Annotated in this window: 21 protein-coding genes; 9 read left to right on the top strand and 12 right to left on the bottom strand. The window is 68.7% G+C overall.

Annotation, left to right across the window (positions count from 1 at the left end):
* Nucleotides 1–2: 2 nt before the first annotated feature.
* The 7 genes from gyrA to dnaA form a co-directional block, all read right to left on the bottom strand.
* Nucleotides 3–2,618: a DNA gyrase subunit A gene (gyrA, locus tag OG432_RS16870; protein ID WP_328311759.1), complete on the bottom strand. Its 2,616-nt coding sequence runs from the start codon at nt 2,616–2,618 to the stop codon at nt 3–5.
* A gap of 44 nt (nt 2,619–2,662) precedes the next feature.
* Entirely contained in the window at nt 2,663–4,726 is a 2,064-nt protein-coding gene (gene gyrB / locus OG432_RS16865; RefSeq protein WP_328311758.1) for a DNA topoisomerase (ATP-hydrolyzing) subunit B, read from the bottom strand.
* 389 nt (nt 4,727–5,115) lie between these two features.
* A complete protein-coding gene (locus tag OG432_RS16860) occupies nt 5,116–5,658 on the bottom strand; it encodes a DUF721 domain-containing protein (protein WP_328311757.1) in 543 nt (180 codons plus the stop codon).
* Nucleotides 5,655–6,776: a DNA replication/repair protein RecF gene (recF, locus tag OG432_RS16855; RefSeq protein WP_328311756.1), complete on the bottom strand. Its 1,122-nt coding sequence runs from the start codon at nt 6,774–6,776 to the stop codon at nt 5,655–5,657. The genes OG432_RS16860 and recF overlap by 4 nt, the downstream gene beginning before the upstream one ends.
* A gap of 42 nt (nt 6,777–6,818) precedes the next feature.
* Nucleotides 6,819–7,694, bottom strand: a complete 876-nt coding sequence (gnd, locus tag OG432_RS16850) for a phosphogluconate dehydrogenase (NAD(+)-dependent, decarboxylating) (protein WP_328311755.1) — start codon at nt 7,692–7,694, stop codon at nt 6,819–6,821.
* Nucleotides 7,695–7,823: 129 nt separating this feature from the next.
* A complete protein-coding gene (dnaN, locus tag OG432_RS16845) occupies nt 7,824–8,954 on the bottom strand; it encodes a DNA polymerase III subunit beta (RefSeq protein WP_328311754.1) in 1,131 nt (376 codons plus the stop codon).
* Nucleotides 8,955–9,882: 928 nt separating this feature from the next.
* A complete protein-coding gene (gene dnaA / locus OG432_RS16840) occupies nt 9,883–11,709 on the bottom strand; it encodes a chromosomal replication initiator protein DnaA (RefSeq protein ID WP_328311753.1) in 1,827 nt (608 codons plus the stop codon).
* A gap of 391 nt (nt 11,710–12,100) precedes the next feature.
* On the opposite strand from dnaA, the gene rpmH reads away from it, so the two are divergent.
* From rpmH to OG432_RS16795, 9 genes are all read left to right on the top strand, one after another.
* Nucleotides 12,101–12,238, top strand: a complete 138-nt coding sequence (gene rpmH / locus OG432_RS16835; RefSeq protein WP_006381191.1) for a 50S ribosomal protein L34 — start codon at nt 12,101–12,103, stop codon at nt 12,236–12,238.
* Between the two features lie 18 nt (nt 12,239–12,256).
* On the top strand, nt 12,257–12,628 hold the full coding sequence (gene rnpA, locus OG432_RS16830) for a ribonuclease P protein component (protein WP_328311752.1): 372 nt from the start codon (nt 12,257–12,259) through the stop codon (nt 12,626–12,628).
* Nucleotides 12,625–12,960, top strand: coding sequence for a membrane protein insertion efficiency factor YidD (yidD, locus tag OG432_RS16825; RefSeq protein WP_267058309.1), 336 nt, complete (start codon nt 12,625–12,627; stop codon nt 12,958–12,960). Before rnpA ends, yidD begins: the two co-directional genes overlap by 4 nt.
* Nucleotides 12,961–12,963: 3 nt before the next feature.
* Nucleotides 12,964–14,259: a membrane protein insertase YidC gene (gene yidC, locus OG432_RS16820; RefSeq protein ID WP_328311751.1), complete on the top strand. Its 1,296-nt coding sequence runs from the start codon at nt 12,964–12,966 to the stop codon at nt 14,257–14,259.
* Nucleotides 14,260–14,273: 14 nt separating this feature from the next.
* Entirely contained in the window at nt 14,274–14,786 is a 513-nt protein-coding gene (locus OG432_RS16815; RefSeq protein ID WP_328311750.1) for a Jag family protein, read from the top strand.
* Nucleotides 14,787–14,898: 112 nt separating this feature from the next.
* Entirely contained in the window at nt 14,899–15,624 is a 726-nt protein-coding gene (rsmG, locus tag OG432_RS16810) for a 16S rRNA (guanine(527)-N(7))-methyltransferase RsmG (protein WP_328311749.1), read from the top strand.
* Between the two features lie 289 nt (nt 15,625–15,913).
* Nucleotides 15,914–16,990, top strand: a complete 1,077-nt coding sequence (locus OG432_RS16805; RefSeq protein ID WP_328311748.1) for a ParA family protein — start codon at nt 15,914–15,916, stop codon at nt 16,988–16,990.
* Nucleotides 16,987–18,078 carry a ParB/RepB/Spo0J family partition protein gene (locus OG432_RS16800; protein ID WP_328311747.1) on the top strand — a complete coding sequence of 364 codons (1,092 nt, stop codon included), beginning with the start codon at nt 16,987–16,989 and terminating at the stop codon, nt 18,076–18,078. Before OG432_RS16805 ends, OG432_RS16800 begins: the two co-directional genes overlap by 4 nt.
* A gap of 306 nt (nt 18,079–18,384) precedes the next feature.
* Entirely contained in the window at nt 18,385–19,002 is a 618-nt protein-coding gene (locus OG432_RS16795) for a GNAT family N-acetyltransferase (RefSeq protein ID WP_328311746.1), read from the top strand.
* 97 nt (nt 19,003–19,099) lie between these two features.
* On the opposite strand, the gene trxA is transcribed toward OG432_RS16795, so the two are convergent.
* The 5 genes from trxA to OG432_RS16770 form a co-directional block, all read right to left on the bottom strand.
* The gene (trxA, locus tag OG432_RS16790) at nt 19,100–19,435 is read right to left on the bottom strand and encodes a thioredoxin (RefSeq protein WP_328311745.1); all 336 of its coding nucleotides are present in this window, start codon (nt 19,433–19,435) and stop codon (nt 19,100–19,102) included.
* A gap of 47 nt (nt 19,436–19,482) precedes the next feature.
* Nucleotides 19,483–20,442, bottom strand: a complete 960-nt coding sequence (gene trxB, locus OG432_RS16785) for a thioredoxin-disulfide reductase (protein ID WP_328311744.1) — start codon at nt 20,440–20,442, stop codon at nt 19,483–19,485.
* Nucleotides 20,443–20,590: 148 nt separating this feature from the next.
* Nucleotides 20,591–21,583 (bottom strand): hypothetical protein, encoded by a 993-nt coding sequence (locus OG432_RS16780; protein ID WP_328311743.1) that lies wholly within the window; start codon nt 21,581–21,583, stop codon nt 20,591–20,593.
* Nucleotides 21,580–22,293: an RNA polymerase sigma factor SigM gene (sigM, locus tag OG432_RS16775; protein WP_328311742.1), complete on the bottom strand. Its 714-nt coding sequence runs from the start codon at nt 22,291–22,293 to the stop codon at nt 21,580–21,582. Before sigM ends, OG432_RS16780 begins: the two co-directional genes overlap by 4 nt.
* Nucleotides 22,294–22,318: 25 nt before the next feature.
* On the bottom strand, nt 22,319–24,055 hold the full coding sequence (locus tag OG432_RS16770; RefSeq protein WP_328311741.1) for a protein kinase family protein: 1,737 nt from the start codon (nt 24,053–24,055) through the stop codon (nt 22,319–22,321).
* Between the last annotated feature and the right edge of the window lie 26 nt (nt 24,056–24,081).

Here is a 24,081-nt window from a genome sequence, read left to right as displayed (position 1 = left end):
CTTTACTCCTCGTGCTCCCCGGCCGACGGCTGGACGCCCTCGGCAGCAGCCTCGGCAATAGCGCCCTCGGCGTCGTCGGCCCCGTCGACCTCTTCGGCCTCGCTGCCCGCCTCGGCGTTACGGGCGATACCGACGACGGCATCGCGCTTGCCCAGGTTGATCAGTTGGACGCCCATGGTGTCACGGCCCGTCTCCCTGACCTCGTTGACTCGCGTACGAATCACACCGCCGCCGAGGGTGATGGCGAGGATTTCGTCCGTTTCCTCGACCACCAGCGCGCCGACGAGCGAGCCGCGGTCCTCCACGATCTTGGCGGCCTTGATGCCGAGGCCGCCGCGGCCCTGGACGCGGTACTCGTCGACGGGGGTGCGCTTCGCGTACCCGCCATCGGTTGCGGTGAAGACGAACGTACCGGTCCTGACGACATTCATCGAGAGCAGTTCGTCTCCCTCGCGGAAACTCATGCCCTTGACGCCGGACGTGGCGCGCCCCATGGGGCGCAGCGCGTCGTCGGTCGCCGTGAAGCGGATGGACTGCGCCTTCTTGCTGACGAGCAGCAGGTCGTCCTCGGCCGAGACCAGCTCCGCGCCGATCAGCTCGTCGTCGCCGCCGTCCGCGGTCTCCCGCAGGTTGATGGCGATGACACCACCCGAACGAGGCGAGTCGTAGTCCTTGAGCGACGTCTTCTTCACCAGGCCGGCCTTGGTGGCCAGGATCAGATAGGGCGCCGCGTCGTAGTCGCGGATCGCGAGGATCTGGGCGATCTTCTCGTCCGGCTGGAAGGCCAGGAGGTTGGCGACGTGCTGGCCGCGCGCGTCGCGCCCGGCGTCGGGGAGTTCGTACGCCTTCGCCCGGTAGACGCGGCCCTTGTTCGTGAAGAACAGCAGCCAGTGGTGGGTGGTGGAGACGAAGAAGTGGTCGACGATGTCGTCCTGCTTCAGCTTGGTGCCCCGCACGCCCTTGCCGCCGCGCTTCTGCGAGCGGTAGTCCTCGGTCTTGGTGCGCTTGACGTAGCCGCCGTTGGTGATGGTGACGACGATGTCCTCTTCGGCGATCAGGTCCTCGATGGACATGTCGCCGTCGAACGGCACCAGGGCCGAGCGCCGGTCGTCGCCGAACTTGTCGACGATCGCGGCCAGTTCCTCGCTGACGATCCCGCGCTGCTTCTCGGGCGAGGCGAGGATCGCGTTGTACTCGTTGATCTTCGCCTGGAGCTCGTCGTGCTCTGCGACGATCTTCTGGCGCTCCAGCGCCGCGAGCCGGCGGAGCTGCATCTCCAGGATCGCGTTGGCCTGGATCTCGTCGATGGACAGCAGCTCCATCAGGCCCACGCGCGCCACGTCGACCGTGTCGCTGCGCCGGATCAGCGCGATGACCTCGTCGATCGCGTCGAGCGCCTTGAGCAGGCCGCGCAGGATGTGGGCGCGCTCCTCGGCCTTGCGCAGGCGGAACTTCGTGCGCCGGACGATGACCTCGATCTGGTGCGTCACCCAGTGGCGGATGAACGCGTCGATCGAGAGGGTGCGCGGCACGCCGTCGACCAGGGCCAGCATGTTGGCGCCGAAGTTCGACTGCAGATCGGTGTGCTTGTACAGGTTGTTCAGGACGACCTTGGCGACCGCGTCCCGCTTCAGGACGATCACCAGACGCTGGCCGGTACGGGAGCTGGTCTCGTCCCGGACGTCGGCGATGCCGCCGACCTTGCCGTCCTTGACCAGGTCGGCGATCTTCTGCGCGAGGTTGTCGGGGTTGGTCTGGTACGGCAGCTCCGTGACCACCAGGCACTGGCGGTTCTGGATCTCCTCGACCGCGACGACCGCGCGCATGGTGATGGAGCCGCGGCCGGTGCGGTACGCCTCCTCGATGCCCTTGCGGCCCACGACGAGCGCGCCGGTCGGGAAGTCGGGGCCCTTGATGCGCTCCATCAGCGCGTCCAGGAGCTCCTCGTGCGAGGCCTCCGGGTTCGCCAGGTACCACTGGGCGCCCTCGGCGACCTCGCGCAGGTTGTGCGGCGGGATGTTGGTCGCCATGCCGACCGCGATGCCGGCCGAGCCGTTGACCAGAAGGTTCGGGAAGCGCGCCGGCAGGACCGTCGGCTCCTGGTTGCGGCCGTCGTAGTTGTCCGTGAAGTCGACGGTCTCCTCGTCGATGTCACGGACCATCTCCATGGCCAGCGGCATGAGCTTGCACTCGGTGTACCGCATGGCGGCGGCCGGGTCGTTGCCCGGGGAGCCGAAGTTGCCGTTGGAGTCCACCAGCGGCATGCGCATCGACCAGTGCTGGGCGAGGCGCACCAAGGCGTCGTAGATCGAGGAGTCGCCGTGCGGGTGGTAGGTACCCATGACGTCACCGACGACGCGGGCGCACTTGTAGAAGCCCTTCTCGGGCCGGTACCCACCGTCGTACATCGCGTACAGGACGCGGCGGTGGACGGGCTTCAGGCCGTCCCGCACGTCGGGCAGCGCACGCGAGACGATGACGGACATCGCGTAGTCGAGGTAGGAGCGCTGCATCTCCGTTTCGAGCCCGACGGGCTCGATGCGCAGGGCGAGGGCTTCCTCGGCTGCGGCCGCGGCGGCAGCGGCTTCAGTGGGCGTAGGAGTGTTCTCGTCGGCCATTGCTGGTTCTCAAGTCCTTTCGAAGCGGTCAGCGACAGACCGAGTCAGATGTCGAGGAAGCGGACGTCCCGCGCGTTGCGCTGGATGAACGAGCGGCGTGCCTCGACGTCCTCACCCATCAGCACCGAGAACAGGTCGTCGGCCTGGGCCGCGTCGTCCAGGGTGACCTGGCCGAGCACGCGGTGCTCGACGTCCATCGTGGTGATGCGCAGCTCCTCGGCGTTCATCTCTCCGAGACCCTTGAAGCGCTGGATCGAGTCCTCGCGGATGCGCTTGCCGTTCTGCTTGCCGAGCTGCACCAGCGCGTCGCGCTCGCGGTCGGAGTACGCGTACTCGAAGTCGTCCCGGCCCCACTTGATCTTGTAGAGCGGCGGGCGTGACAGGTACACATGTCCGGCCTCGACCAGCGGCCGCATGAAGCGGAACAGGAAGGTCAGCAGCAGGGTGTTGATGTGCTGGCCGTCGACGTCGGCGTCCGCCATCAGGATGATCTTGTGATAGCGGAGCTTGTCGATGTCGAAGTCCTCGTGGACCCCGGTACCGAACGCCGAGATCAGCGCCTGGACCTCGGTGTTCTGCAGGATCTTGTCGATCCGCGCCTTCTCGACGTTCAGGATCTTGCCTCGGATGGGCAGGATCGCCTGGTACATCGGGTTGCGGCCGGACTTCGCCGAGCCACCGGCGGAGTCACCCTCGACGATGAAGATCTCGCACTTGGTGGGGTCGTTGGACTGGCAGTCCGACAGCTTGCCGGGCAGCGACGCCGATTCGAGGAGCCCCTTGCGACGCGTCAGGTCGCGCGCCTTGCGGGCGGCGACGCGCGCCGTCTGCGCCTGGATGGACTTGCGGATGATGTCCGCGGCCTCGACGGGGTTGCGGTCGAACCAGTCGGTGAGGTGCTCGTGCACGACCTTCTGGACGAACGTCTTCGCCTCGGTGTTGCCCAGCTTGGTCTTGGTCTGACCCTCGAACTGCGGCTCGCCCAGCTTGACGGAGATGATCGCCGTCAGACCCTCGCGGATATCCTCGCCCGAGAGGTTGTCGTCCTTCTCGCGCAGCAGCTTCTTGTCGCGCGCGTACCGGTTGACCAGGCCCGTGAGCGCGGCGCGGAATCCCTCCTCATGCGTACCCCCCTCATGCGTGTGGATGGTGTTCGCAAAGGAGTAAACGCCCTCGGAGTACTGAGAGTTCCACTGCATCGCGATCTCGGCCGAGAGGAGTCGCTCCTTGTCCTCGGCCTCGATGTCGATCACGGTCGGGTGGATCAGCTCGCCCTTGCGCGAGTTGAGGTACTTCACGAAGTCGACGATGCCGCCCTCGTAGAAGTACGTCACCGTGAGGGGCTGCGGCTCCTCGCCCTCCTCGGCGGAGTCCGCTCCCGAGACCGCCCGCGCCGACTCGCGCTCGTCGGTGAGTCTGATCGTCAGGCCCTTGTTGAGGAAGGCCATCTCCTGGAAGCGCCGCGACAGCGTCTCGAAGGAGTACTCGGTGGTCTCGAAGATGTCGCCGTCGGCCCAGAAGGTGACCGACGTGCCGGACTTCTCGATGGCCTCGTGCTGGGCGAGGGGCGCCGTCGGGACACCCAGCTTGTAGTCCTGCGTCCAGCGGTAGCCGTCGGTCTTGACCTCGACGGCCACCTTCGTGGACAGCGCGTTCACCACGGACACGCCCACGCCGTGCAGACCGCCGGAGACCGCGTAACCGCCGCCGCCGAACTTGCCGCCCGCGTGCAGCACGGTGAGCACGACCTCGACGGCCGGCTTCCCTTCGGAGGGAACGATGCCCACGGGGATGCCGCGGCCGTTGTCGACCACGCGGACACCGCCGTCGGGCAGGATCGTGACGTCGATCGTGTCCGCGTGCCCGGCCAGGGCCTCGTCGACCGAGTTGTCGACGACCTCGTACACAAGGTGATGCAGACCACGCTCACCGGTCGAGCCGATGTACATGCCGGGTCGCTTGCGGACCGCGTCCAGACCTTCGAGGACGGTAATCGCGCTGGCGTCGTACGAGGTGGTTACCTCGCCGTTCTCACCGACGGCAGTGGACGGGGTCTTCTCGTTGGGGTTGCCGGAATCGGCCACGAAGCGCCCTTTCTGGCACAGCACAAGCCTCCCCTGTACAGGCAGGAGCGGCTGCGTCGTTCAGCGATGGTCGGCGTCGGGCGTCGCCGTGGCGGCAAGCGTCCGATCGCGTCTTTCGGTGGGTCCCGCGAGGACGGCGGGATTATTGACCAGTCTACCGGTAGCGCCGACATGAATGGGGGTTTGCCGGTACCTGAGTCCGCATGTGCCGCCCTGGGCGGGCGCCTTCCGACTCCCCATATCCGGGGAGGGGCCCCAAGAGCCTCACACGGGCTTTCAGCGCTTCGGCCTGTCAACCTCCGACTACCGTGAGGGACGCCTCAGGGCCATCACGCGGTACCAGGGCGCACAGAAGTCACGTTTTCCCACGTCACAGGGGGTGCGCCTGAGGCACACGAGCGCGCGGTGCACCCTCACCCGTAGGTGTCGCCCGGCCCCGTGCTGCCCGGCGCCCGCAGCCGGCCGTACCGCTGCGGCGGCCCGCCCGGTCCCAGCACCTTGATCAGCCGGACCGTGCCGTGGCCGAGGTCGGCGTTGATGCGCGCCACCAGCTGGGGCGCGAACAGGCGCAGCTCGGTGGCCCAGGCCGTCGAGTCGCACTGCACGGTGAGGACCGCCTCGGCCTGGTCGTAGGACTTCGGCACGCAGTGGTTGGCCAGGTCGTCGCCGACGATCTGCGGCCAGCGGCCCATCACGCCGCCCACCGCGGCGGGCGCCTCCCAGCCCCGCTCATTGATCAGCCGGTTGATCGCGGCGCCCAGCGGCAGCGGATCGCGCCCGTCCGCACGGGCACCGGAACGGAGCCCGCCGCCCCTGCGGGCCTGCTTCTTCTGCTGCGCGGCGTCGCCCCGCGCCCTGGCCTGCTCCTTGGCGGCGCGCAGCGCGACACGCGCCAGATCGACGCCGGAGGATTCGGGCACCTTGGGCTGCTCGCCCTCGCCGGACGTCTCGCTCATGCCCGGATCACCTCGCCCGCCGCGACCTCGTACCGCACACCCGCCAGGATGCCCGGAACGTCGTCGTCCACCGCGGCCGTCACCAGGACCTGCTCGCCCGGCGCCACCAGTTCGGCGAGCCGCTCACGGCGCGTGGCGTCCAGCTCGGCGAACACGTCGTCGAGCACGAGGACCGGCTCGTTTCCCTCGGCCCGCAGCAGGTCGTACGAGGCGAGGCGCAGCGCCAGCGCGTACGACCACGACTCGCCGTGGCTCGCGTACCCCTTCGCCGGCAGCTCGCCCAGGCGCAGCGACAGGTCGTCGCGGTGCGGGCCCGCCAGCGTCACCCCGCGCTCGATCTCCTGCTTGCGGACGTCCGCGAAAGCCGCGATGAGCTGCCCGTACAGCTCCTCGCGGGTGTGCCCGGTGCCGGGCGCGGACGGCTTGTACTCCAGGGTCAACGGGCCGCCGCCCGGCGCCAGTTGGTCGTACGCCTTGTCGGCGAGCGGCTGCAGGGCGGCGATCAGGTCGAGGCGCTGGGCGAGCAGTTCGGCGCCGGCCTGGGCAAGGTGCTGGTCCCACACGTCGAGCGTCGACAGGTCCATGCCGCGGCCGCCGTGCCGGCGGGCCATCGCGGCGGACTTCAGGAGGGTGTTGCGCTGCTTGAGCACCCGGTCGTAGTCGGACCGCACGGCCGCCATCCGGGGGGAGCGCGCGGTGATCAGCTCGTCGAGGAAGCGGCGCCGCTCACCAGGGTCGCCCTTGACCAGGGCGAGGTCCTCCGGCGCGAACAGCACCGTCCGTACGATCCCCAGCACGTCGCGGGGTCTGACCTGCGAGGACCTGTTGATGCGGGCACGGTTGGCGCGGCCGGGGTTCAGTTCGAGCTCGATCAGCTGGGAGCGCTCGCCCTGGGTGACGGCGGCCCGGATCACGGCGCGCTCGGCGCCCATGCGGACCAGCGGCGCGTCCGACGAGACCCGGTGGCTGCCGAGCGAGGCGAGGTAGCCGACGGCTTCGACCAGGTTGGTCTTGCCCTGGCCGTTGGCGCCCACGAAAGCGGTGACGCCCGGGTCGAGCGGAACCTCGACCCGGGCGTACGAGCGGAAGTCGGCCAGCGAGAGATGGGTGACGTGCATGGTGTCGCCGACCTCCCCCGGCTTACCTACTGCTCTTGACAGCTACTTGGACTCGACCGCGTGGCCGCCGAACTGGTTGCGCAGGGCGGCGATCATCTTCATCTGCGGGGAGTCGTCCTGACGGGACGCGAAGCGGGCGAACAGCGACGCGGTGATCGCGGGGAGCGGCACGGCGTTGTCGATGGCGGCCTCGACCGTCCACCGGCCCTCGCCGGAGTCCTGCGCGAAGCCCTTCAGCTTGTCGAGGTGCTCGTCGTCGTCCAGGGCGTTGACCGCGAGGTCCAGCAGCCAGGAACGGATGACCGTGCCCTCCTGCCAGCTGCGGAACACCTCGCGGACGTCGGTGACGGAGTCGACCTTCTCCAGGAGTTCCCAGCCCTCGGCGTAGGCCTGCATCATGGCGTACTCGATGCCGTTGTGAACCATCTTGGAGAAGTGGCCGGAGCCCACCTTGCCGGCGTGGACCGCGCCGAAGTCGCCCTCGGGCTTGAGCGCGTCGAAGATCGGCTGGACCTTCGCGACGTTCTCGGCGGTGCCGCCGTACATCAGCGCGTAGCCGTTCTCCAGGCCCCAGACGCCGCCGGAGACGCCGCAGTCGACGAAGCCGATGTCCTTGAGGCCCAGCTCGACGGCGTGCTTCTCGTCGTCCGTCCAGCGCGAGTTTCCGCCGTCCACGACGATGTCACCGGGCGACAGGAGCTCGGCGAGCTCGTCGATGGTGGACTGCGTCGCCGCGCCCGCGGGGACCATCACCCACACGACGCGCGGGCCCTTGAGACTGTCCACAAGCTCCTTGAGGCTGTGGACATCGGCGACGTCCGCGTTGCGGTCGTAACCGATGACTGTGTGGCCTGCGCGGCGGATGCGCTCGCGCATGTTGCCGCCCATTTTGCCGAGGCCGACGAGACCGAGCTCCATCACAGAATCCTTTGACGTTGAGGCGTTCGTACCCGCGTCCGAGCCTACGCCGGAGCCCCTGTACACACCTGCGGGGTCAGCCGCTCAGACGTACGCCCCGGGTGCCCGGGGCGTACGTCCTCAAGCCGCTCAGCCGGACAGGCGCACCGGCATGATCAGGTACTTGTACGCGTCGTCCGCCTCGGCGTCCTGCGCGGGCTTGCCGCTGAGCAGCGCAGGCTTGGTCGAGGTGGTGAAGGCCAGCTGGGCGACCGGCGAGTCGATCGCGCTCAGGCCGTCGAGCAGGAAGGTCGGGTTGAAGGCGATCGAGATGTCGTCGCCCTCCAGGTTGGCGTCGACCCTTTCCACAGCCTGTGCGTCGTCGCTGGAGCCGGCCTCCAGGATGAGCACGCCCTGCTCGAAGGTGAGCCGCACGGGGGTGTTGCGCTCGGCCACCAGGGAGACGCGCTTGACGGCCTCGACGAACGGGGCGGTCTCGATCACCGCGACCGAGTTGAACTCGGTGGGGAAGAGGGTGCGGTACTTCGGCAGGTCACCCTCGAGGAGGCGGGTGGTGGTGCGCCGGCCGGCGCCCTCGAAGCCGATCAGACCCTCGCCCGCTCCGGAGCCCGACAGCGCCAGGGTGACCGTGTCGCCGCTCGTGAGCGCCTTGGCGGTGTCCAGGAGCGTCTTGGCGGGCACCAGGGCGACCGCGGAGGCGTCCGGGTTCTCCGGCTTCCACAGGAACTCGCGGACCGCGAAGCGGTAGCGGTCGGTGGAGGCCAGGGTGACGGTGTCGCCCTCGATCTCGATGCGCACGCCGGTCAGGACGGGCAGGGTGTCGTCCCGGCCGGCCGCGATGGCGACCTGGGCGGCGGCCGAGGCGAAGACCTCACCGGGAACGGTGCCGGTGGCGGTGGGCATCTGCGGCAGCGCCGGGTACTCCTCCACGGGCAGGGTGTGGAGGGTGAAGCGGGAGGAGCCGCAGACCACGGTCGCCCGTACACCGTCTGTGGAAATCTCCACCGGACGGTTGGGCAGGGCGCGGCAGATGTCGGCGAGCAGGCGGCCGGAGACGAGCACCGTGCCGTCCTCGTCGACCTCGGCGTCCACCGAGACCCGCGCCGAGACCTCGTAGTCGAAGCTGGAGAAGCTGAGCGCGCCGTCCTCCGCCTTCAGAAGAAGGCCCGCGAGTACGGGCGCGGGCGGACGGGCCGGGAGGCTGCGGGCCACCCAGGCCACCGCCTCCGCGAGTACATCGCGCTCCACCCGGATCTTCACCGGAACCGCCTCCTGCTGTTGCTGGCTCGCCCTGCTGGCTTTCGTCGTCGGCGCTGTCGCCGGGGACCAGTCTGACGTACGCCGCTGACAGTCGGTGCGCGTCGGGGTCAAGTCGCGTCGAGCGGCGTCGGGAGCTCCGGCGGGCAGTTGTGCACAGGCCCCACTTCGAAGCGGATTCCCAGCTAACTCTAAGTGGGAGTAGTAGTAGGGCCTGTGGAAACCGTGGATAACCCCGTTTGCGCAGGTCACACCCAGTTTTTTGTCCACCGGCCCTGTGGGTGGAACCAGTGGACAACTCATGGTTTCTGTGGACGCCCGAAAGTTCTGCACACCCCATGCACAGAAGAGGGGTGGTTCTCCCCAGCCCTGTCCCCAGCTTTACCCCGGTTCCCCACAGGCCAACCTGCCCCCTTGGTGTGACGGCTTTCACTCGGTCCGGTGATTGCGGGTGTTGCGTTGCCGAACAGTGGACAGGGCTGTGGAGAAGCTGGGGACAACGGACCGAGGCCTGTGGGTCACCGGTGGACAACTTCGCCCACAGGCTGTGGACAGAGAATTCGTCCACAAGCTGTGGAACGAGGATGCCCACAAATCCACAGGCTGTTGACCTGGAGTGATGGAGTATCAGCCGCCGCGCCTGTGGACGCAATCTGGACAACTTCGCGGTCCCCAGGGTGTGGACGGCCAAAAGTCCCCAGATCTGTGGAGAACCGCCTCTGACCAGCCGGTATTCGAACAGCGCGACGCCCGGCGGACTCGTACACACGCTTCCCCCGAGCCCGTACACACGCTTCCCGGGTCCCGCACACACGCATTTCGGGGGCTCTCGGAGGGCTCGGGAAGGGCTCGGGAAGGGCTCCGGGAACGCCGAAGGGCGCCCGGAGGATAAATCCCCGGGCGCCCTGGGAGCTGTGGTGCGTCGGCCGGCTCAGCCGTTCTTGATGCGGTTGGTGAGCTCGGTGACCTGGTTGTAGATGGAACGGCGCTCCGCCATCAGCGCGCGGATCTTGCGGTCGGCGTGCATCACCGTCGTGTGGTCGCGGCCGCCGAACTGGGCCCCGATCTTGGGCAACGAGAGATCCGTGAGCTCGCGGCACAGATACATGGCGATCTGGCGGGCCGTCACCAGGACGCGGCTGCGCGAGGATCCGCAGAGATCCTCCACCGTCAGACCGAAGTAGTCGGCGGTCGCGGCCATGATCGCGCTCGCGGTGATCTCGGGCGCCGAGTCCTCGCCGCCGGGGATCAGGTCCTTCAGGACGATCTCGGTGAGCCCGAGGTCCACCGGCTGCCGGTTCAGGGAGGCGAACGCGGTGACGCGGATCAGCGCGCCCTCCAGCTCGCGGATGTTCCGCGAGATCCGGGACGCGATGAACTCCAGTACCTCCGGCGGCGCGTTGAGCTGCTCCTGCACCGCCTTCTTACGGAGGATCGCGATACGCGTCTCCAGCTCGGGCGGCTGCACATCGGTGGTCAGACCCCACTCGAAGCGGTTGCGCAGCCGGTCCTCCAGGGTCATCAGCTGCTTGGGCGGCCGGTCCGAGGACAGCACGATCTGCTTGTTGGCGTTGTGGAGCGTATTGAAGGTGTGGAAGAACTCCTCCTGCGTCGACTCCTTGCTAGCCAGGAACTGGATGTCGTCCACCAGGAGGATGTCGACATCGCGGTAGCGCTTGCGGAAGGTGTCGCCCTTGCCGTCGCGGATCGAGTTGATGAACTCGTTGGTGAACTCCTCGGAGCTCACGTACCGCACCCGGGTGCCGGGATACAGACTGCGCGCGTAGTGCCCGATCGCGTGCAGGAGGTGGGTCTTGCCGAGGCCCGACTCCCCGTAGATGAAGAGGGGGTTGTAGGCCTTGGCCGGCGCCTCGGCGACCGCGACGGCCGCGGCGTGCGCGAACCGGTTCGACGAGCCGATGACGAAGGTGTCGAAGAGGTACTTGGGGTTCAGGCGCGCGTGCGGCTCGCCCGGACCGCCCTGCGCGGGCGCGCCGCCGGAGGGGGACGGCGCGAGGTGGCCGGAGCCGCCGCGCTGCGGGGGCTGCCCGTCGGGGAGATCGCGCCGGTCGGACCGCTGGTCGTGGCGCTGCTGCTCGTACGACTGCGGCTTGGGCTGCTCGTACTGGCCCCGGCCCTGGTCGTACTGGCCGCGGTCCTGGTCGTACGGGCCGCGCTCGGGCAGCTGCGGGGAGCGGTAGTCGTGCTGGGGCTGCTGCGGGCGCGGGGCGCCGTAGGGCTCGCGCCACTGCTCGCCCGGGGCGTCGCGGTCCTGGAAGCCGCCGAGCCGGGGCTGCTGCCAGAGGTCTTCCTGGGCGCGCGGCCAGGCGCCCGGCTCGGAGCGCTGCTGGTACTCGCCGGGATAGGCGGGGCGCGCGGCCGCCAGGCCGTCGTCGGCCTGGCGGCCGTAGGGGTGGTCGTCCTGGTAGCGCGGCTGCTGCTGTTGCGGAGCCTGCTGCTGCGGGGCGGGCGGCGAGGGATCGCCCACCGAGTCGTCGACGGTGATCGCGATCCGGATGGTGCGGCCGCACTCGCGGCTCAGGGTCTCGCTGATCAGCGGGGCGAGCCGGCCTTCCAGCACGCGCTTGCCCCATTCATTGGGGACGGCGAGCAGCGCGGTGTCGGCCACCAGCGCGAGCGGCTGGCAGCGCTCGATCCACTGCTTGTCCTTGGGCTCGATGCCCTGCTGCCCCTCCCCGAGGAGATGTTCCAGCACGCGTGGCCACACTGCGGCAAGATCGGCAGGTACGTCAGCCACAGGGCACGCTCTCTCGCAGGTCCCACGAATGTGTGGTTCTCGGGACGGGATGGGGATGGCATAGACAGGCAGGACAGACAGGCGAGGACAGATGGGGAGAAGGCTCGGAGTTCAGCCACGGTAGTCGGGCCCACTGACGTGGTTCAAGTTGTTGTCCACAGCCTGTGCATACCGGAGCCCGGCGAGGAGCCGGTTTGACCGGATGGCGTAGCCGCGCGTACCGTAACCAGGTCGAGTTGTCGATGGCTGCTGCCGCCTGCCTCCGATGGGCAAAGATCACGATCTGTGGTCGTGAAGCGGTGCACACGGGCGTATACGCGAGCTACTCGTGGGCGCACGGTGACAGCCAGGCGATGTCCCGCCGCCAACGAATCATTTCTGGAGCCCCCGAGTGAGCAAGCGCACCTTCCAGCCGAACAACCGTCGCCGCGCCAAGACCCACGGCTTCCGCCTGCGGATGCGTACCCGCGCCGGCCGCGCGATTCTCGCGAACCGCCGTGGCAAGGGTCGCGCAAGCCTGTCCGCGTAATAGCCGACAGGTCATGACGTGCTGCCTACCGAGAATCGGCTGAGGCGGCGCGAGGACTTCGCGACCGCGGTTCGCCGAGGACGCCGGGCCGGCCGCCCGCTCCTCGTCGTCCATCTAAGCAGCGGTACAACGGACCCGCACGCGCCTGGGGAGAGCGCTCCCCCGACGCGTGCGGGTTTCGTTGTCAGCAAGGCCGTCGGTGTGGCTGTCGTCCGCAATCTGGTGAAGCGCAGGCTCCGCCATCTCATGCGCGAACGACTGTCCCAGTTGCCCGCCGGTAGCCTGGTGGTCGTACGGGCATTGCCCGGTGCGGGCGATGCCGACCATGCACAGCTGGCCCGAGACCTGGATGCCGCCCTCGCGCGGCTCCTGGGAGGGGGCGCGCGATGAAGTACCCGCTGCTGGCCCTGATCAAGCTGTACCAGTGGACGATCAGCCCACTTCTTGGGCCCGTCTGCCGGTACTACCCGTCGTGTTCCCACTATGGATATACGGCGATCGACCGGCACGGTGCCGTCAAAGGCACAGCCCTGACCGCTTGGCGCATTCTGCGGTGCAATCCGTGGTCGCCCGGCGGTGTGGACTACGTGCCGGAGCGCAAGCGCCCTCGATGGCACGAGGCGCTGCGCGCTGCCTGGCGCGGCGACAAGGGCGGGCAGTCCGCCGCTGAGACCGAGACAAGCCCGGCCGCAGAGACCCCGCCCAAAGCTCAAGGAGCCTGATTAGTGGACACGATTGCCAGTCTGTTCAGCTTCATCACCTGGCCTGTTTCCTGGGTCATCGTCCAGTTCCACACGTTGTACGGCGCGATCTTCGGGCCGGACACGGGCTGGGCCTGGGGCCTGTCGATCGTGTCCCTCGTGGTGCTCATCCGTATCTGTCTGATCCCGCTCTTCGTGAAGCAGATCAAGTCGACGCGGAACATGCAGGCGCTCCAGCCGAAGATGAAGGCGATCCAGGAGCGCTACAAGAGCGACAAGCAGCGTCAGTCCGAAGAGATGATGAAGCTGTACAAGGAGACGGGCACCAACCCGCTCTCCTCGTGCCTTCCGATCATCGCCCAGTCGCCGTTCTTCTTCGCGCTGTACCACGTGCTCGCCGGCATCGCCAACGGCAAGACCATCGGCGTCATCAACCAGCCGCTCCTGGAGAGCGCCCAGAAGGCCCACATCTTCGGCGCGCCGCTGGCCGCGAAGTTCATGGACCACGCGTCGAAGGTCGAGTCCCTCGGGGCCACCCTCACCGACGTCCGGGTCGTCACCGCGATCATGATCGTGATGATGTCGGCCTCGCAGTTCTTCACCCAGCGCCAGCTGATGACGAAGAACGTGGACCTCTCGGTCAAGACGCCGTTCATGCAGCAGCAGAAGATGCTGATGTACGTCTTCCCCGTCATGTTCGCCGTGATGGGCATCAACTTCCCCGTCGGTGTCCTCGTCTACTGGTTGACCACCAACGTGTGGACCATGGGCCAGCAGATGTACGTGATCAACCAGAACCCGACGCCGGGCTCCAAGGCGCAGGCGCACTACCTGGACCGCCTGATCAAGAACGTCAGCACGCACGGCGAGGTGCGCGGCAAGAAGCGCCGCACCATCGTGCAGGCGATCGTGGCCAAGGGCCCGGACCGCAACGCCAACGAGCGCAAGTTCATCACCACGCTCTCCAAGCAGGGCTTCGCGGCCCAGGCCGACGGCTCCGTGGTGAAGAGCGACACGGCACTGCTCGAGGCCGAGGGCGGCGCGGCTCCCAAGCGCCAGCAGCCCAAGCGGCAGACCAAGGCGCAGCGCCAGGGTGGTGCCGTGCAGCAGGACGACGCGGCCGCGAAGACCTCGCTGACGAAGGGCTCCACGGACGACTCCGCGGCCGAGGTGCCCGACGAGAAGCGGGCTGAACCGCAGGACGCGAAGCCCAAGCAGGACGCCAAGCCGAAGCAGGGCAAGCCCACGGCCGGTCAGGCACGAGCCAAGTCGGGTCAGCGCAAGGGTCAGCAGCGGCCCAAGCACCCGTCCAAGAAGTAAGAAGGAGTCCATCCGTGACGGAAGGCACCACCGCCCCGGCCGCTGAGGGCGTCGACCCCCTCTCCCGCCTGGAGCAGGAAGGGGAGATCGCCGCCGATTACCTGGAGGGCCTGCTCGACATCGCCGACCTCGATGGCGATATCGACATGGACGTCGAGGCGGACCGGGCCGCGGTCTCGATCATCAGTGACAGCAACAGCCGCGACCTGCAGAAACTTGTCGGCCGTGACGGCGAGGTCCTTGAGGCGCTCCAGGAGCTGACGCGCCTGGCCGTGCACCGTGAGACCGGTGACCGCAGCCGTCTGATGCTGGACATCGGCGGCTACCGGGCCCAGAAGCGTACGGAGCTCGCCGCGCTGGGTGCCAAGGCGGCGGACGAGGTGAAGAGCACCGGTGAGCCGGTGAAGCTGGACCCGATGACGCCGTTCGAGCGCAAGGTCGTGCACGACGCGGTGGCGGCCGCGGGGCTGCGCAGCGAGTCGGAGGGCGAGGAGCCCCAGCGCTTCGTCGTCGTGCTGCCCGCCTGAGCGCCATTGCTTTCTCGGCCCCGTCTGTCCGCAGGCGGGGCCGATCTTTGTCAGCCTGATAGTCAGCCACCACAGTGCGGTAACGCCGCCTAGGTAGGGAAGGACGGTCCCCGTGACGGAGGCAGAGGCAGCAGCGGAGCTTCCCCCGGCGCCGGAAGAGGCGCGGGCGGTTTTCGGGGAGTTCTTCCCCGAGGCCGTGCGGTATGCGGAGCTGCTCGCGGATGCGGGGGTCAAGCGCGGTCTGATCGGGCCGCGTGAGGTGCCGCGCCTGTGGGAGCGGCATCTGCTCAACTGCGCGGTGCTCTCCGAGGTCGTTCCCGAGGGCGTCACGGTGTGCGACGTGGGCTCGGGCGCGGGGCTGCCCGGTATCCCGCTGGCGCTGGTCCGCCCGGATTTGAAGATCACGCTTCTGGAACCGCTGCTGCGGCGCACCAACTTCCTTCAGGAGGTCGTGGAGCTGCTCGGCCTCGACCATGTGACCGTGGTGCGCGGCCGCGCCGAGGAGATGATGGGCAAGGTCACTCCGGTCCATGTGGTGACGGCGCGTGCGGTGGCGCCGCTCGACCGGCTGGCCGGCTGGGGCGTTCCGCTGCTGCGTCCTTACGGCGAGATGCTGGCGCTCAAGGGCGACACGGCCGAGGAGGAGATCCTGGGAGCACGCGCCGCGCTGAGCAAACTCGGTGTGGTGGAGACCTCGGTGCTCCATGTCGGCGAGGGTGTGGTGGACCCGCTGTCCACGGTTGTCCGGGTCGAGGTTGGCGAGAGCCCCGGTGGTGTGCGGTTCGCCGCCAAGCGCGCCAAGGCCGCGCGGACGAGCAGGACCCGGCGTCGCCGCTGAGATTTAGTCCACTTCATGTGCTTCTGGGTGAATGCTCCATAGAAGGCGGTATACGTACGCATTTCGGAGTGTCGTAACGGTCTCCGGCGAGCGCGGATGCATCGTGTTTCACGTGAAACGTCGCTCACTGCTGCATGGAATCATCAGCCGCGGCCGTGCGGCTTCCTCTCCGCGCGACCGTAAGCCGTTCGCGGGGGGCCTTGTGTCCCCCGCAGAGGCTACGGAGTTGTCCACAGAGGTGGATTCATCCACAGAAGGACGGGCCTCGCTGGTTCACGACCCCGAAGGCATGGGAGGCTCTGTTCATTGCGAGCCTGATGTCGAGGAGAGTGAATCCTTGCGGTCCGACGCCAACATCGCGGGACCGATGACCGATCCGGTCCCCGGTCCCCGTACCGAATCGGCGGGGGAGGATGTTTCACGTGAAACACCGCCCCCGATGGACGACACCCCCATTGGTCGTGCTGCCCAGCTGGCGGTGGAAGCTCTCGGCCGTGCAGGCGAGGGCCTGCCACGGCCGGAGCAGACCCGAATCATGGTCGTTGCCAACCAGAAGGGCGGCGTAGGAAAGACCACCTCCACGGTCAACCTCGCCGCTTCTCTCGCGCTGCACGGTGCGCGGGTCCTGGTCGTCGACCTCGATCCGCAGGGCAACGCCTCGACGGCGCTGGGCATCGACCACCATGCCGAAGTCCCGTCCATCTATGACGTTCTGGTGGAAAGCAGGCCGCTCTCTGAAGTGGTCCAGCCCGTCCCGGACGTCGAGGGTCTCTTCTGTGCCCCGGCCACGATCGATCTCGCCGGTGCGGAGATCGAGCTCGTGTCGCTGGTGGCGAGAGAGAGCCGCCTGCAGCGCGCCATCCAGGCGTACGAGCAGCCGCTGGACTACATCCTCATCGACTGCCCGCCGTCGCTGGGCCTGCTGACGGTCAACGCGCTGGTCGCGGGGGCCGAGGTGCTGATCCCGATCCAGTGCGAGTACTACGCGCTGGAGGGCCTGGGTCAGCTCCTGAGGAACGTCGATCTCGTACGCGGCCACCTCAACCCGACGCTGCATGTCTCCACGATCCTGCTCACCATGTACGACGGCAGGACCAGGCTCGCCTCCCAGGTGGCCGACGAGGTGCGCAGCCACTTCGGCAAGGAGGTGCTACGGACCAGCATTCCGCGCTCGGTCCGCATCTCCGAGGCTCCGAGCTACGGGCAGACGGTGCTCACCTACGACCCCGGCTCTAGTGGTTCGCTGTCCTACCTCGAAGCTGCCCGCGAGATCGCCCTGCGCGGTGTCGGTGTGCAGTACGACCCCACGCACGCGCATGTGGTCAGCCAGAACAACCAGCACAGCATGTCGGAGGGGATCCAGTGAGCGAGCGACGCAGAGGATTGGGACGGGGGCTCGGTGCGCTGATCCCTTCCGCCGCACAGGAAAAGCCGGGTTCATCGGTGGGGACGGCATCCACGTCCCCGTCCTCGGTACCGGTCCTGACCGCGGAGCGGGGCGTGGCGGCCGCGAAGGTGGCGACACTGCCGCAGGCAGCCGTTTCACGTGAAACAGTGGTGGAGCCGGAGGCCGTTGCCGAACCCGCCACCCCGGCCGGCGCCTTCTTCGCGGAGTTGCCGATCGACTCCATCACGGCCAACCCGCGCCAGCCGCGCGAGGTGTTCGACGAGGACGCGCTCTCCGAACTCGTCACCTCCATCAAGGAGGTCGGGCTTCTGCAGCCCGTCGTCGTCCGGCAGACCGGCCCCGAGCGCTACGAACTCATCATGGGTGAGCGGCGCTGGAGGTCCTGCCGCGAGGCCGGCCTTGAGCGGATCCCGGCGATCGTGCGGGAGACGGACGACGAGAAGCTCCTTCTCGACGCCCTGCTGGAGAACCTGCACCGCGCGCAGCTCAACCCGCTGGAAGAGGCCGCCGCCTACGACCAGTTGCTCCGGGACTTCAAGTGCACCCATGACCAGCTGGCGGACCGCATCGGCCGTTCCCGGCCTCAGGTTTCCAACACGCTGCGGCTGCTGCGGCTGTCGCCGTCGGTCCAGAAGAGGGTTGCCGCGGGCGTCATCTCGGCGGGACATGCGCGGGCGCTGCTCTCGGTGGAGGACTCCGAGGAACAGGACGCCCTCGCCAAGCGCATCGTGGCCGAGGGGCTTTCGGTGCGGACGGTCGAAGAGATCGTGACGCTGCTGAACTCGGAGCCCAAGAACGCTCCGAAGACGAAGGGCCCCCGGGCGGGCGCTCTCCTCTCGCCGGCCCTCAGCGACCTGGCGACCCGGCTCTCGGACCGCTTCGAGACACGGGTGAAGGTCGACCTGGGTCAGAAGAAGGGAAAGATCGTCGTCGAGTTCGCCTCGATAGAGGATCTGGAGAGGATCCTCGGCACCCTCGCCCCGGGCGAGGGGCGGGTCCTGGAGAAGGGCCTCGCCGAGCAGGCCTCGGAGGACGGCACCGGCTGAGTCCGGTCGCTGCCGCTCACGGGCGGGCCGCGTTCCCTGTTCATACGGGAACACGGCCCGCCCTTTGCATGCGAGCGGTGTCGCTGCCGTGAAGGGGTGGATACGATGCGTTCTGGTATGGCACATCGACCTTGATCCATCCTCTAGGGAGGGCGGGGCCATGCGAACGGTGAGCCGCACTCGGCTGGTGACGGCAGGGCTCGGTCTCGGAGCGGTCGGCGGGTTCGTCGGCAGCCTGCTGCGGGAGTTGAGCACACTGTCGGCCGCGCAGGAGGCGGCAGGCGAGGGAAGTGAGGAACAGCCTCCATGGGGCGTCGGCTCGTACCGCTCACGCTGGACAACCTTCCGGACCTCCCCAAGCGCTGCCGCGGCTGTGTGTTCTGGGAACTCGACCCCGTCAGCGGCGAAGCGGCGTTAAAAGCGGGACGACCCGAAGTCGAGAAGGAAGCCTGGATCTCCGGGGTGCTCCTGGAGTGGGGTTCCTGCGGTCGGGTCGTATACGTCGACGACGTCCCGGTCGGCTACGTGCTGTACGCGCCTCCGGCCTATGTACCCCGCTCCACCGCGTTTCCCACCAGCCCCGTGGCCGCCGACGCCGTACAGCTGATGACCGGCTGGATCATGCCGGGCTATCAGGGGCAGGGGCTGGGAAGAGTGCTCGTGCAGACGGTCGCCAAGGACCTGCTGCGCCGTGGCTTCAAGGCCATCGAGGCATTCGGGGATGCCCGGTGGAAGGAGCCGGCCTGTGTGCTGCCGGCGGACTATCTGCTGTCGGTCGGGTTCAAGACCGTGCGGCCCCATCCCCGATATCCGCGGCTGCGCCTGGAACTGCGCACGACCCTGTCCTGGAAGGAAGACGTCGAGCTGGCCCTTGACCGGCTGCTCGGGGCAGTTCAGAAGGAGCCGGTCCTCAGGCCGCTGTAGCGGTGCGCCGCTGTGGATGCTCCACACATGCGAAACGGGCTCGCCCCCTCGGAGGGAGCGAGCCCGTTTCACGTGAAACAGCGGGGCGCGTCGGGCCTTACTTCTCGGTGATGAAACCGTCGAGGTCACGCAGCAGCGCGGCCTTCGGCTTCGCGCCGACGATCGTCTTCACGACCTCGCCGCCCTGGTAGACGTTGAGCGTCGGGATCGACATCACGCCGTACTTGGCGGCCGTGTCCGGGTTCTGGTCGATGTTGAGCTTGACGATCTCGATCTCGTCGCCGTGGTCGGCGGCGATGGCCTCGAGCGACGGGGCGATCTGGCGGCACGGGCCGCACCACTCGGCCCAGAAGTCCACGAGAACGGGCTTGCCGCTCTTGAGGACGATCTCGTCGAAGTCGGCGTCGGTTACGTGCTTCAGGGTGCCGGCCACGGCAGTCTCCTAGGGGTGTTGGGGGGAGGGACGCTGGAAGGGGCGGATCAGACGGTGGCTGCGGCCTTCTCGCTGTCGGCCAGGGCCGCGAGGAAGCGCTCCGCGTCGAGGGCGGCGGAGCAGCCCGTGCCGGCCGCCGTGATGGCCTGCCGGTAGGTGTGGTCGACGACGTCGCCGGCGCCGAAGACACCCGTCAGGTTGGTACGGGTCGAGGGGGCGGCGACCTTCAGGTAGCCCTCCTCGTCGAGGTCGAGCTGGCCCTTGAAGAGCTCGGTACGCGGGTCATGGCCGACGGCGATGAACAGGCCGGTCACCGGCAGCTCGGACGTCGCGCCCGTCTTGGTGTTGCGCAGCGTCAGTCCGGAGAGCTTCTGGTCGCCGTGGATCTCCGCGACCTCGCTGTCCCACGCGAACTTGATCTTCTCGTCGGCGAGGGCACGCTCCTGCATCGCCTTGGAGGCACGCAGGGTGTCCCGGCGGTGGATGATCGTGACCGACTTGGCGAAGCGCGAGAGGAAGGTCGCCTCCTCCATCGCGGTGTCGCCTCCGCCGACCACGGCGATGTCCTGGTCCTTGAAGAAGAACCCGTCACACGTGGCGCACCACGAGACGCCACGGCCGGACAGCTTGTCCTCGTTGGGCAGGGCGAGCTTGCGGTGCTGCGAGCCGGTGGTGACGATGACGGCCTTGGCGCGGTGGACCGTGCCCGAGGTGTCCGTGACGGTCTTGATGTCACCGGTCAGGTCGACGGCGACCACATCGTCCGGGACCAGCTCGGCGCCGAAGCGCTCGGCCTGGCCGCGCATGTTGTCCATGAGCTCCGGGCCCATGATGCCGTCCTGGAAACCGGGGAAGTTCTCCACCTCGGTGGTGTTCATCAGCGCACCGCCGGCGGTGACGGCGCCCTCGAACACCAGCGGCTTCAGCGACGCACGTGCGGTGTACAGGGCCGCGGTGTATCCGGCCGGGCCCGAGCCAATGATGATCACGTTACGGACGTCGCTCACGGGTTTCTTCCTCGTCTCTGCGGACTGCCTACTGCCTGTCGGGGCCCCGGTCCAGGACTCTCACCCCACCCAACGGATCCTACGGGGGTTGCATTCCCGAGCCGTACGGGCGGCATGGAGACCCGTCCCGCGTAGGGGCCGCCGGGCCTCAGCGACGCGGGTAGGAGCGGGTCAGCAGCACCTTGCCGTGGGCGGACGGGCCGGCGCTCTCGCAGGACGCGTCGATGACGTACGCCTCCACGTTGGAGGGATTGCCCTGGTCGGGCAGCACCACGAGAAACACCCGCGAGCCCTCGTACGTGCCCTGCTCGGTGGCGAGAGGCATCTGGGAGGGCCGCCCGGTCCCCGCCTGGACACAGGGCGGGATGCTGGCGGCGGACCGGAGACCGTCAGAAGATTTCTCGCTGTCGGGCGCGTTCTTCGTGGACGGGGCGATCTGCGCCGAGGGAGCCTTCTGGGTGCTCTGGCCCCCCTGGGACTCCAGCAGCGACTGCACCCGCCCTTCGAGGCTGCCCGCGGAGAACGCGGTGCCGTCGGACTGGGACGGCTGGGACTGGGCGGGCTCGGCATGGGGGGTGGGCGTGGGCGACTGCATGTTTTGCACGAAGAAGAACCCCGCTCCGACCGCCGCAGCGCCGAGCACCGCGGTGAGCACGGTCGCGCGGCGCCGGTGCTTGCGGCCGCGGCCGGGTCCGGGGCCGGCCGCCGCGCGGGCATGCCCGGCGGGGCGGTCGGTCTGGGAGGCACCGGGTGAGGGCGGGGTCGCAGTGGCGGCGAGTGCCGGTGCGGTGGCCGCCTCCGGTGTTTCACGTGAAACATGGGCGGTTTCACGCGACGTGCCCTCGGACCGCGTGGCCTCGGGGTCCTCGGGGTCCTCAGGGGTTGTGGCATTGAGCAGGGCTTCCGCGGCGAGTGCCGCGTCGATGCGCCCCACCACATCGGCGGGCATGCGGGGCGGGCCGGGCAGCGTCCCGAGCAGGTCGCGGATTTCTTCGAGGGAGTCACGTACGTCGGCACACAGGACACAGCCCTGGAGATGGCGGCGGACGTCCGCGCTACGGGCCGGAGGGAGGAGGCCCTCGGTGAGTTCGGAGATCTCCGAGACGTCCGGGTGTTCCGTTGTTCCGGTCGTGGATGTCACGCGCGCCCACCTCCGCCCTTCACTGCAGCTGAATCGCTCGGTCCTGCGTCGTTCGTGTCCGACGGAGGTGGGACGGATGTCCCCGGCGTCCGGTTCCTTCCCCCACTGGACTCGCCGCTACCCCTGGCATCGGCCGTATCCGCGCGCAGATGAGTGAGAAGCGGCAGCAGCCGCGCGCGACCGCGGGCACAGCGGCTCTTCACCGTGCCGGTCGGCACATCGAGTACCGCGGCGGCCTCGGCGACCGGGTAACCCTGCATGTCGACGAGGACGAGGGCGGCGCGCTGGTCCGGTGGCAGGGTGCCCAGGGCCTCGATGAGCTGCCGGTGCAGTTCCTGCCGCTCAGCGGGCGCCTCGGCCGACTCGTGCGGCTCGACGAGCTGCTCCAGGCGTTCGGGGTCGTCGACCGGGGACGTCTTGCGGGAGGCGGCCTTGCGGGCCCGGTCGAGGCAGGCGTTCACCGTGATGCGGTGCAGCCAGGTGGTGACGGCGGACTGGCCGCGGAAGGTGTGGGCGGCGCGGTAGGCGGAGACGAGGGCGTCCTGGACGGCGTCGGCGGCCTCCTCGCGGTCCCCCAGGGTGCGCAGCGCCACCGCCCACAGCCGGTCGCGGTGACGCCGCACGATCTCACCGAAGGCGTCGGGGTCGCCGTCGACATGGCGCGCCAACAGATCCTTGTCGCTCATGTCGCCCAGCGTGGCGTCGTCCAACAGTGAGCCTCCCCCCGCCGATCGGTCAGCCGGCGAACTTCACATCCGTGATGCCCTGTTTGAAGCCCGAGTCGCTGTAACCGTCGCCTGCCGCGTACGGAGCGGCGGTGAGCCAGAGGACCACGTACCGGGTTTTCACCGGAGCCTTCGCCTTGAGGTCGGCCGTGGTGCCCTTGGTCGTCGTCGTGGCGATCTGCTTCATGTCGGTCACACCTCGGCCCGACGACATGGAGTCGGTCGCGTACAGCGCGATGGTGGTGTGATCGCCACTGAAGCGGAGCGCTATCGAGGCGGTCGAGACATCCTTCTCGGAGCCGAGATCGTAGACGATGCCCACGCCCTTCTTGAAGGGCGCGAGCTCGGGACCGCCCAGATAACTCTTGGAGCGCCAGAACGTCGAGGACTTGCCGTCGTAGGTGCTGGCCACGCCGTCCGCATCCTGCGGCTTGCCGTCCGGCGCGTACTCCTGAGCGCCCTGGATCTTGATCGGCAGGGGCGCCTTCGGCTTGTCACCGTCGTTGCCGCTGTCCGTGGTGCGGGTGTTCCCGGTCTCGTTGGAACCGCCCTTGTCGTGCTGGAGGAGGGCGTCGGCGAGCTGCCAGCTGCCGAGGCCGAGGGCGGCGATGAGGAGCGCGGATACGGCCCACTTGAGCGCCTTGCCGGTGCGGCCCTGGAGCGGCGGGGGCGGGGGCTGGATGGGCTGGTTGACGGACGGACCGGGTCCCGCGGCCGGGCGGCCGTACGTCCCCTGCTGGTAGGTGGTGCGCTGGTACTCGGGCGGCGCGGTGAACGCGGGCTCCGGGGGACGGATGCGCGGCATTTCCCCGATGGCCTTGACCAGCTCGTCCGGGGTGGTGCAGGGCGGCTCCTGACGGGACGCGGTGGCCCCGTCGTTGACCAGCGCCCGCATGGCGAGTTCGGACAGGCCACGGTGGATGCCCGCCCGTACCTGGTCGGGGGCGATCAGACCGACGCCCTTGGGCAGGCCGTGCAGGCCGTACGCGTCGCTCTCGTACGGCCAGCGCTGGGTGAGCACCGCGTACAGCAGCGCTCCGATGGCCTCGGTGTCGGTGCGCTGAGGCTTCTCGGAGGTGATGCCGCGCAGCGCCGCGGCCACGGCGAGGCCGCGGATGCGGTACTGCCCGGTGGAGGTCCGCAGGACAGCGCTCGGGGTGAGGCGGAGGTGGGCGAGGCCCTCGCGATGGGCCGCCGCCATGGCCTGGGAGACCTGGGTGACCATCTGGTAGGCGTCGTGCGCCTCCAGCGGTCCGAGCGCCAGGAGGGCGGTGAGCTCGGTGGCGTCGGGCAGCCACTCGTGGACGACGTAGACGAGGTCGTTCTCCTCGACGGCGTCCAGGACCTGCACGAAGCGGGGGTCGCCGAGCAGTGCTGAGGAGCGGGCCGCGGCGAGGACGGAGCGGGCCCGCGCGTGGTCGGCGGGCAGCAGGTGGACGCCGACCGCACGGCGGAGCTTTTCGTCCACGGCACGCCAGCTGCTGAAACCGTCCAGACGGGTGACGCACTCCTCGAGGCGGTAGCGTCTGGCCAGCTTGTGTCCGCTGTGCAGTTCGGGCGTCGCGATGGACGGCTCGGAGGCCTTGCGCTCGCCGCCGCCGGTGCCGTTCGTGCTCTGCTCAGCCGTGTCTGCCGTGTCGATGGACTCCGTCACCCCGTCGGTCGTCGCCTTGTCCGCCTTGGCGGTCAGCGGTTTGTCGCCACTGTTGTCGGCTACGTCGACGGCAGCCGTGCTACGTTCCGCCACCGTCGCTCCTGCCTCCCCATCCGTTG

It is taken from the genome of Streptomyces sp. NBC_00442, from assembly GCF_036014195.1.
Classification (GTDB): domain Bacteria; phylum Actinomycetota; class Actinomycetes; order Streptomycetales; family Streptomycetaceae; genus Streptomyces.
The sequence above is the reverse complement of the archived record's forward strand: the minus strand, read 5'-3'. Positions and strand labels throughout refer to the sequence as shown.

Bases quoted from the DNA above. Each gene is read 5' to 3' on its own strand.
- OG432_RS16860 (WP_328311757.1), bottom strand. From the start codon at position 5,658: ATGAGCGAGACGTCCGGCGAGGGCGAGCAGCCCAAGGTGCCCGAATCC.
- OG432_RS16805 (WP_328311748.1), top strand. From the start codon at position 15,914: ATGGGAGGCTCTGTTCATTGCGAGCCTGATGTCGAGGAGAGTGAATCC.
- gnd (WP_328311755.1), bottom strand. From the start codon at position 7,694: ATGGAGCTCGGTCTCGTCGGCCTCGGCAAAATGGGCGGCAACATGCGC.
- recF (WP_328311756.1), bottom strand. From the start codon at position 6,776: ATGCACGTCACCCATCTCTCGCTGGCCGACTTCCGCTCGTACGCCCGG.
- OG432_RS16795 (WP_328311746.1), top strand. From the start codon at position 18,385: ATGGGGCGTCGGCTCGTACCGCTCACGCTGGACAACCTTCCGGACCTC.
- yidD (WP_267058309.1), top strand. From the start codon at position 12,625: ATGAAGTACCCGCTGCTGGCCCTGATCAAGCTGTACCAGTGGACGATC.
- gyrA (WP_328311759.1), bottom strand. From the start codon at position 2,618: ATGGCCGACGAGAACACTCCTACGCCCACTGAAGCCGCTGCCGCCGCG.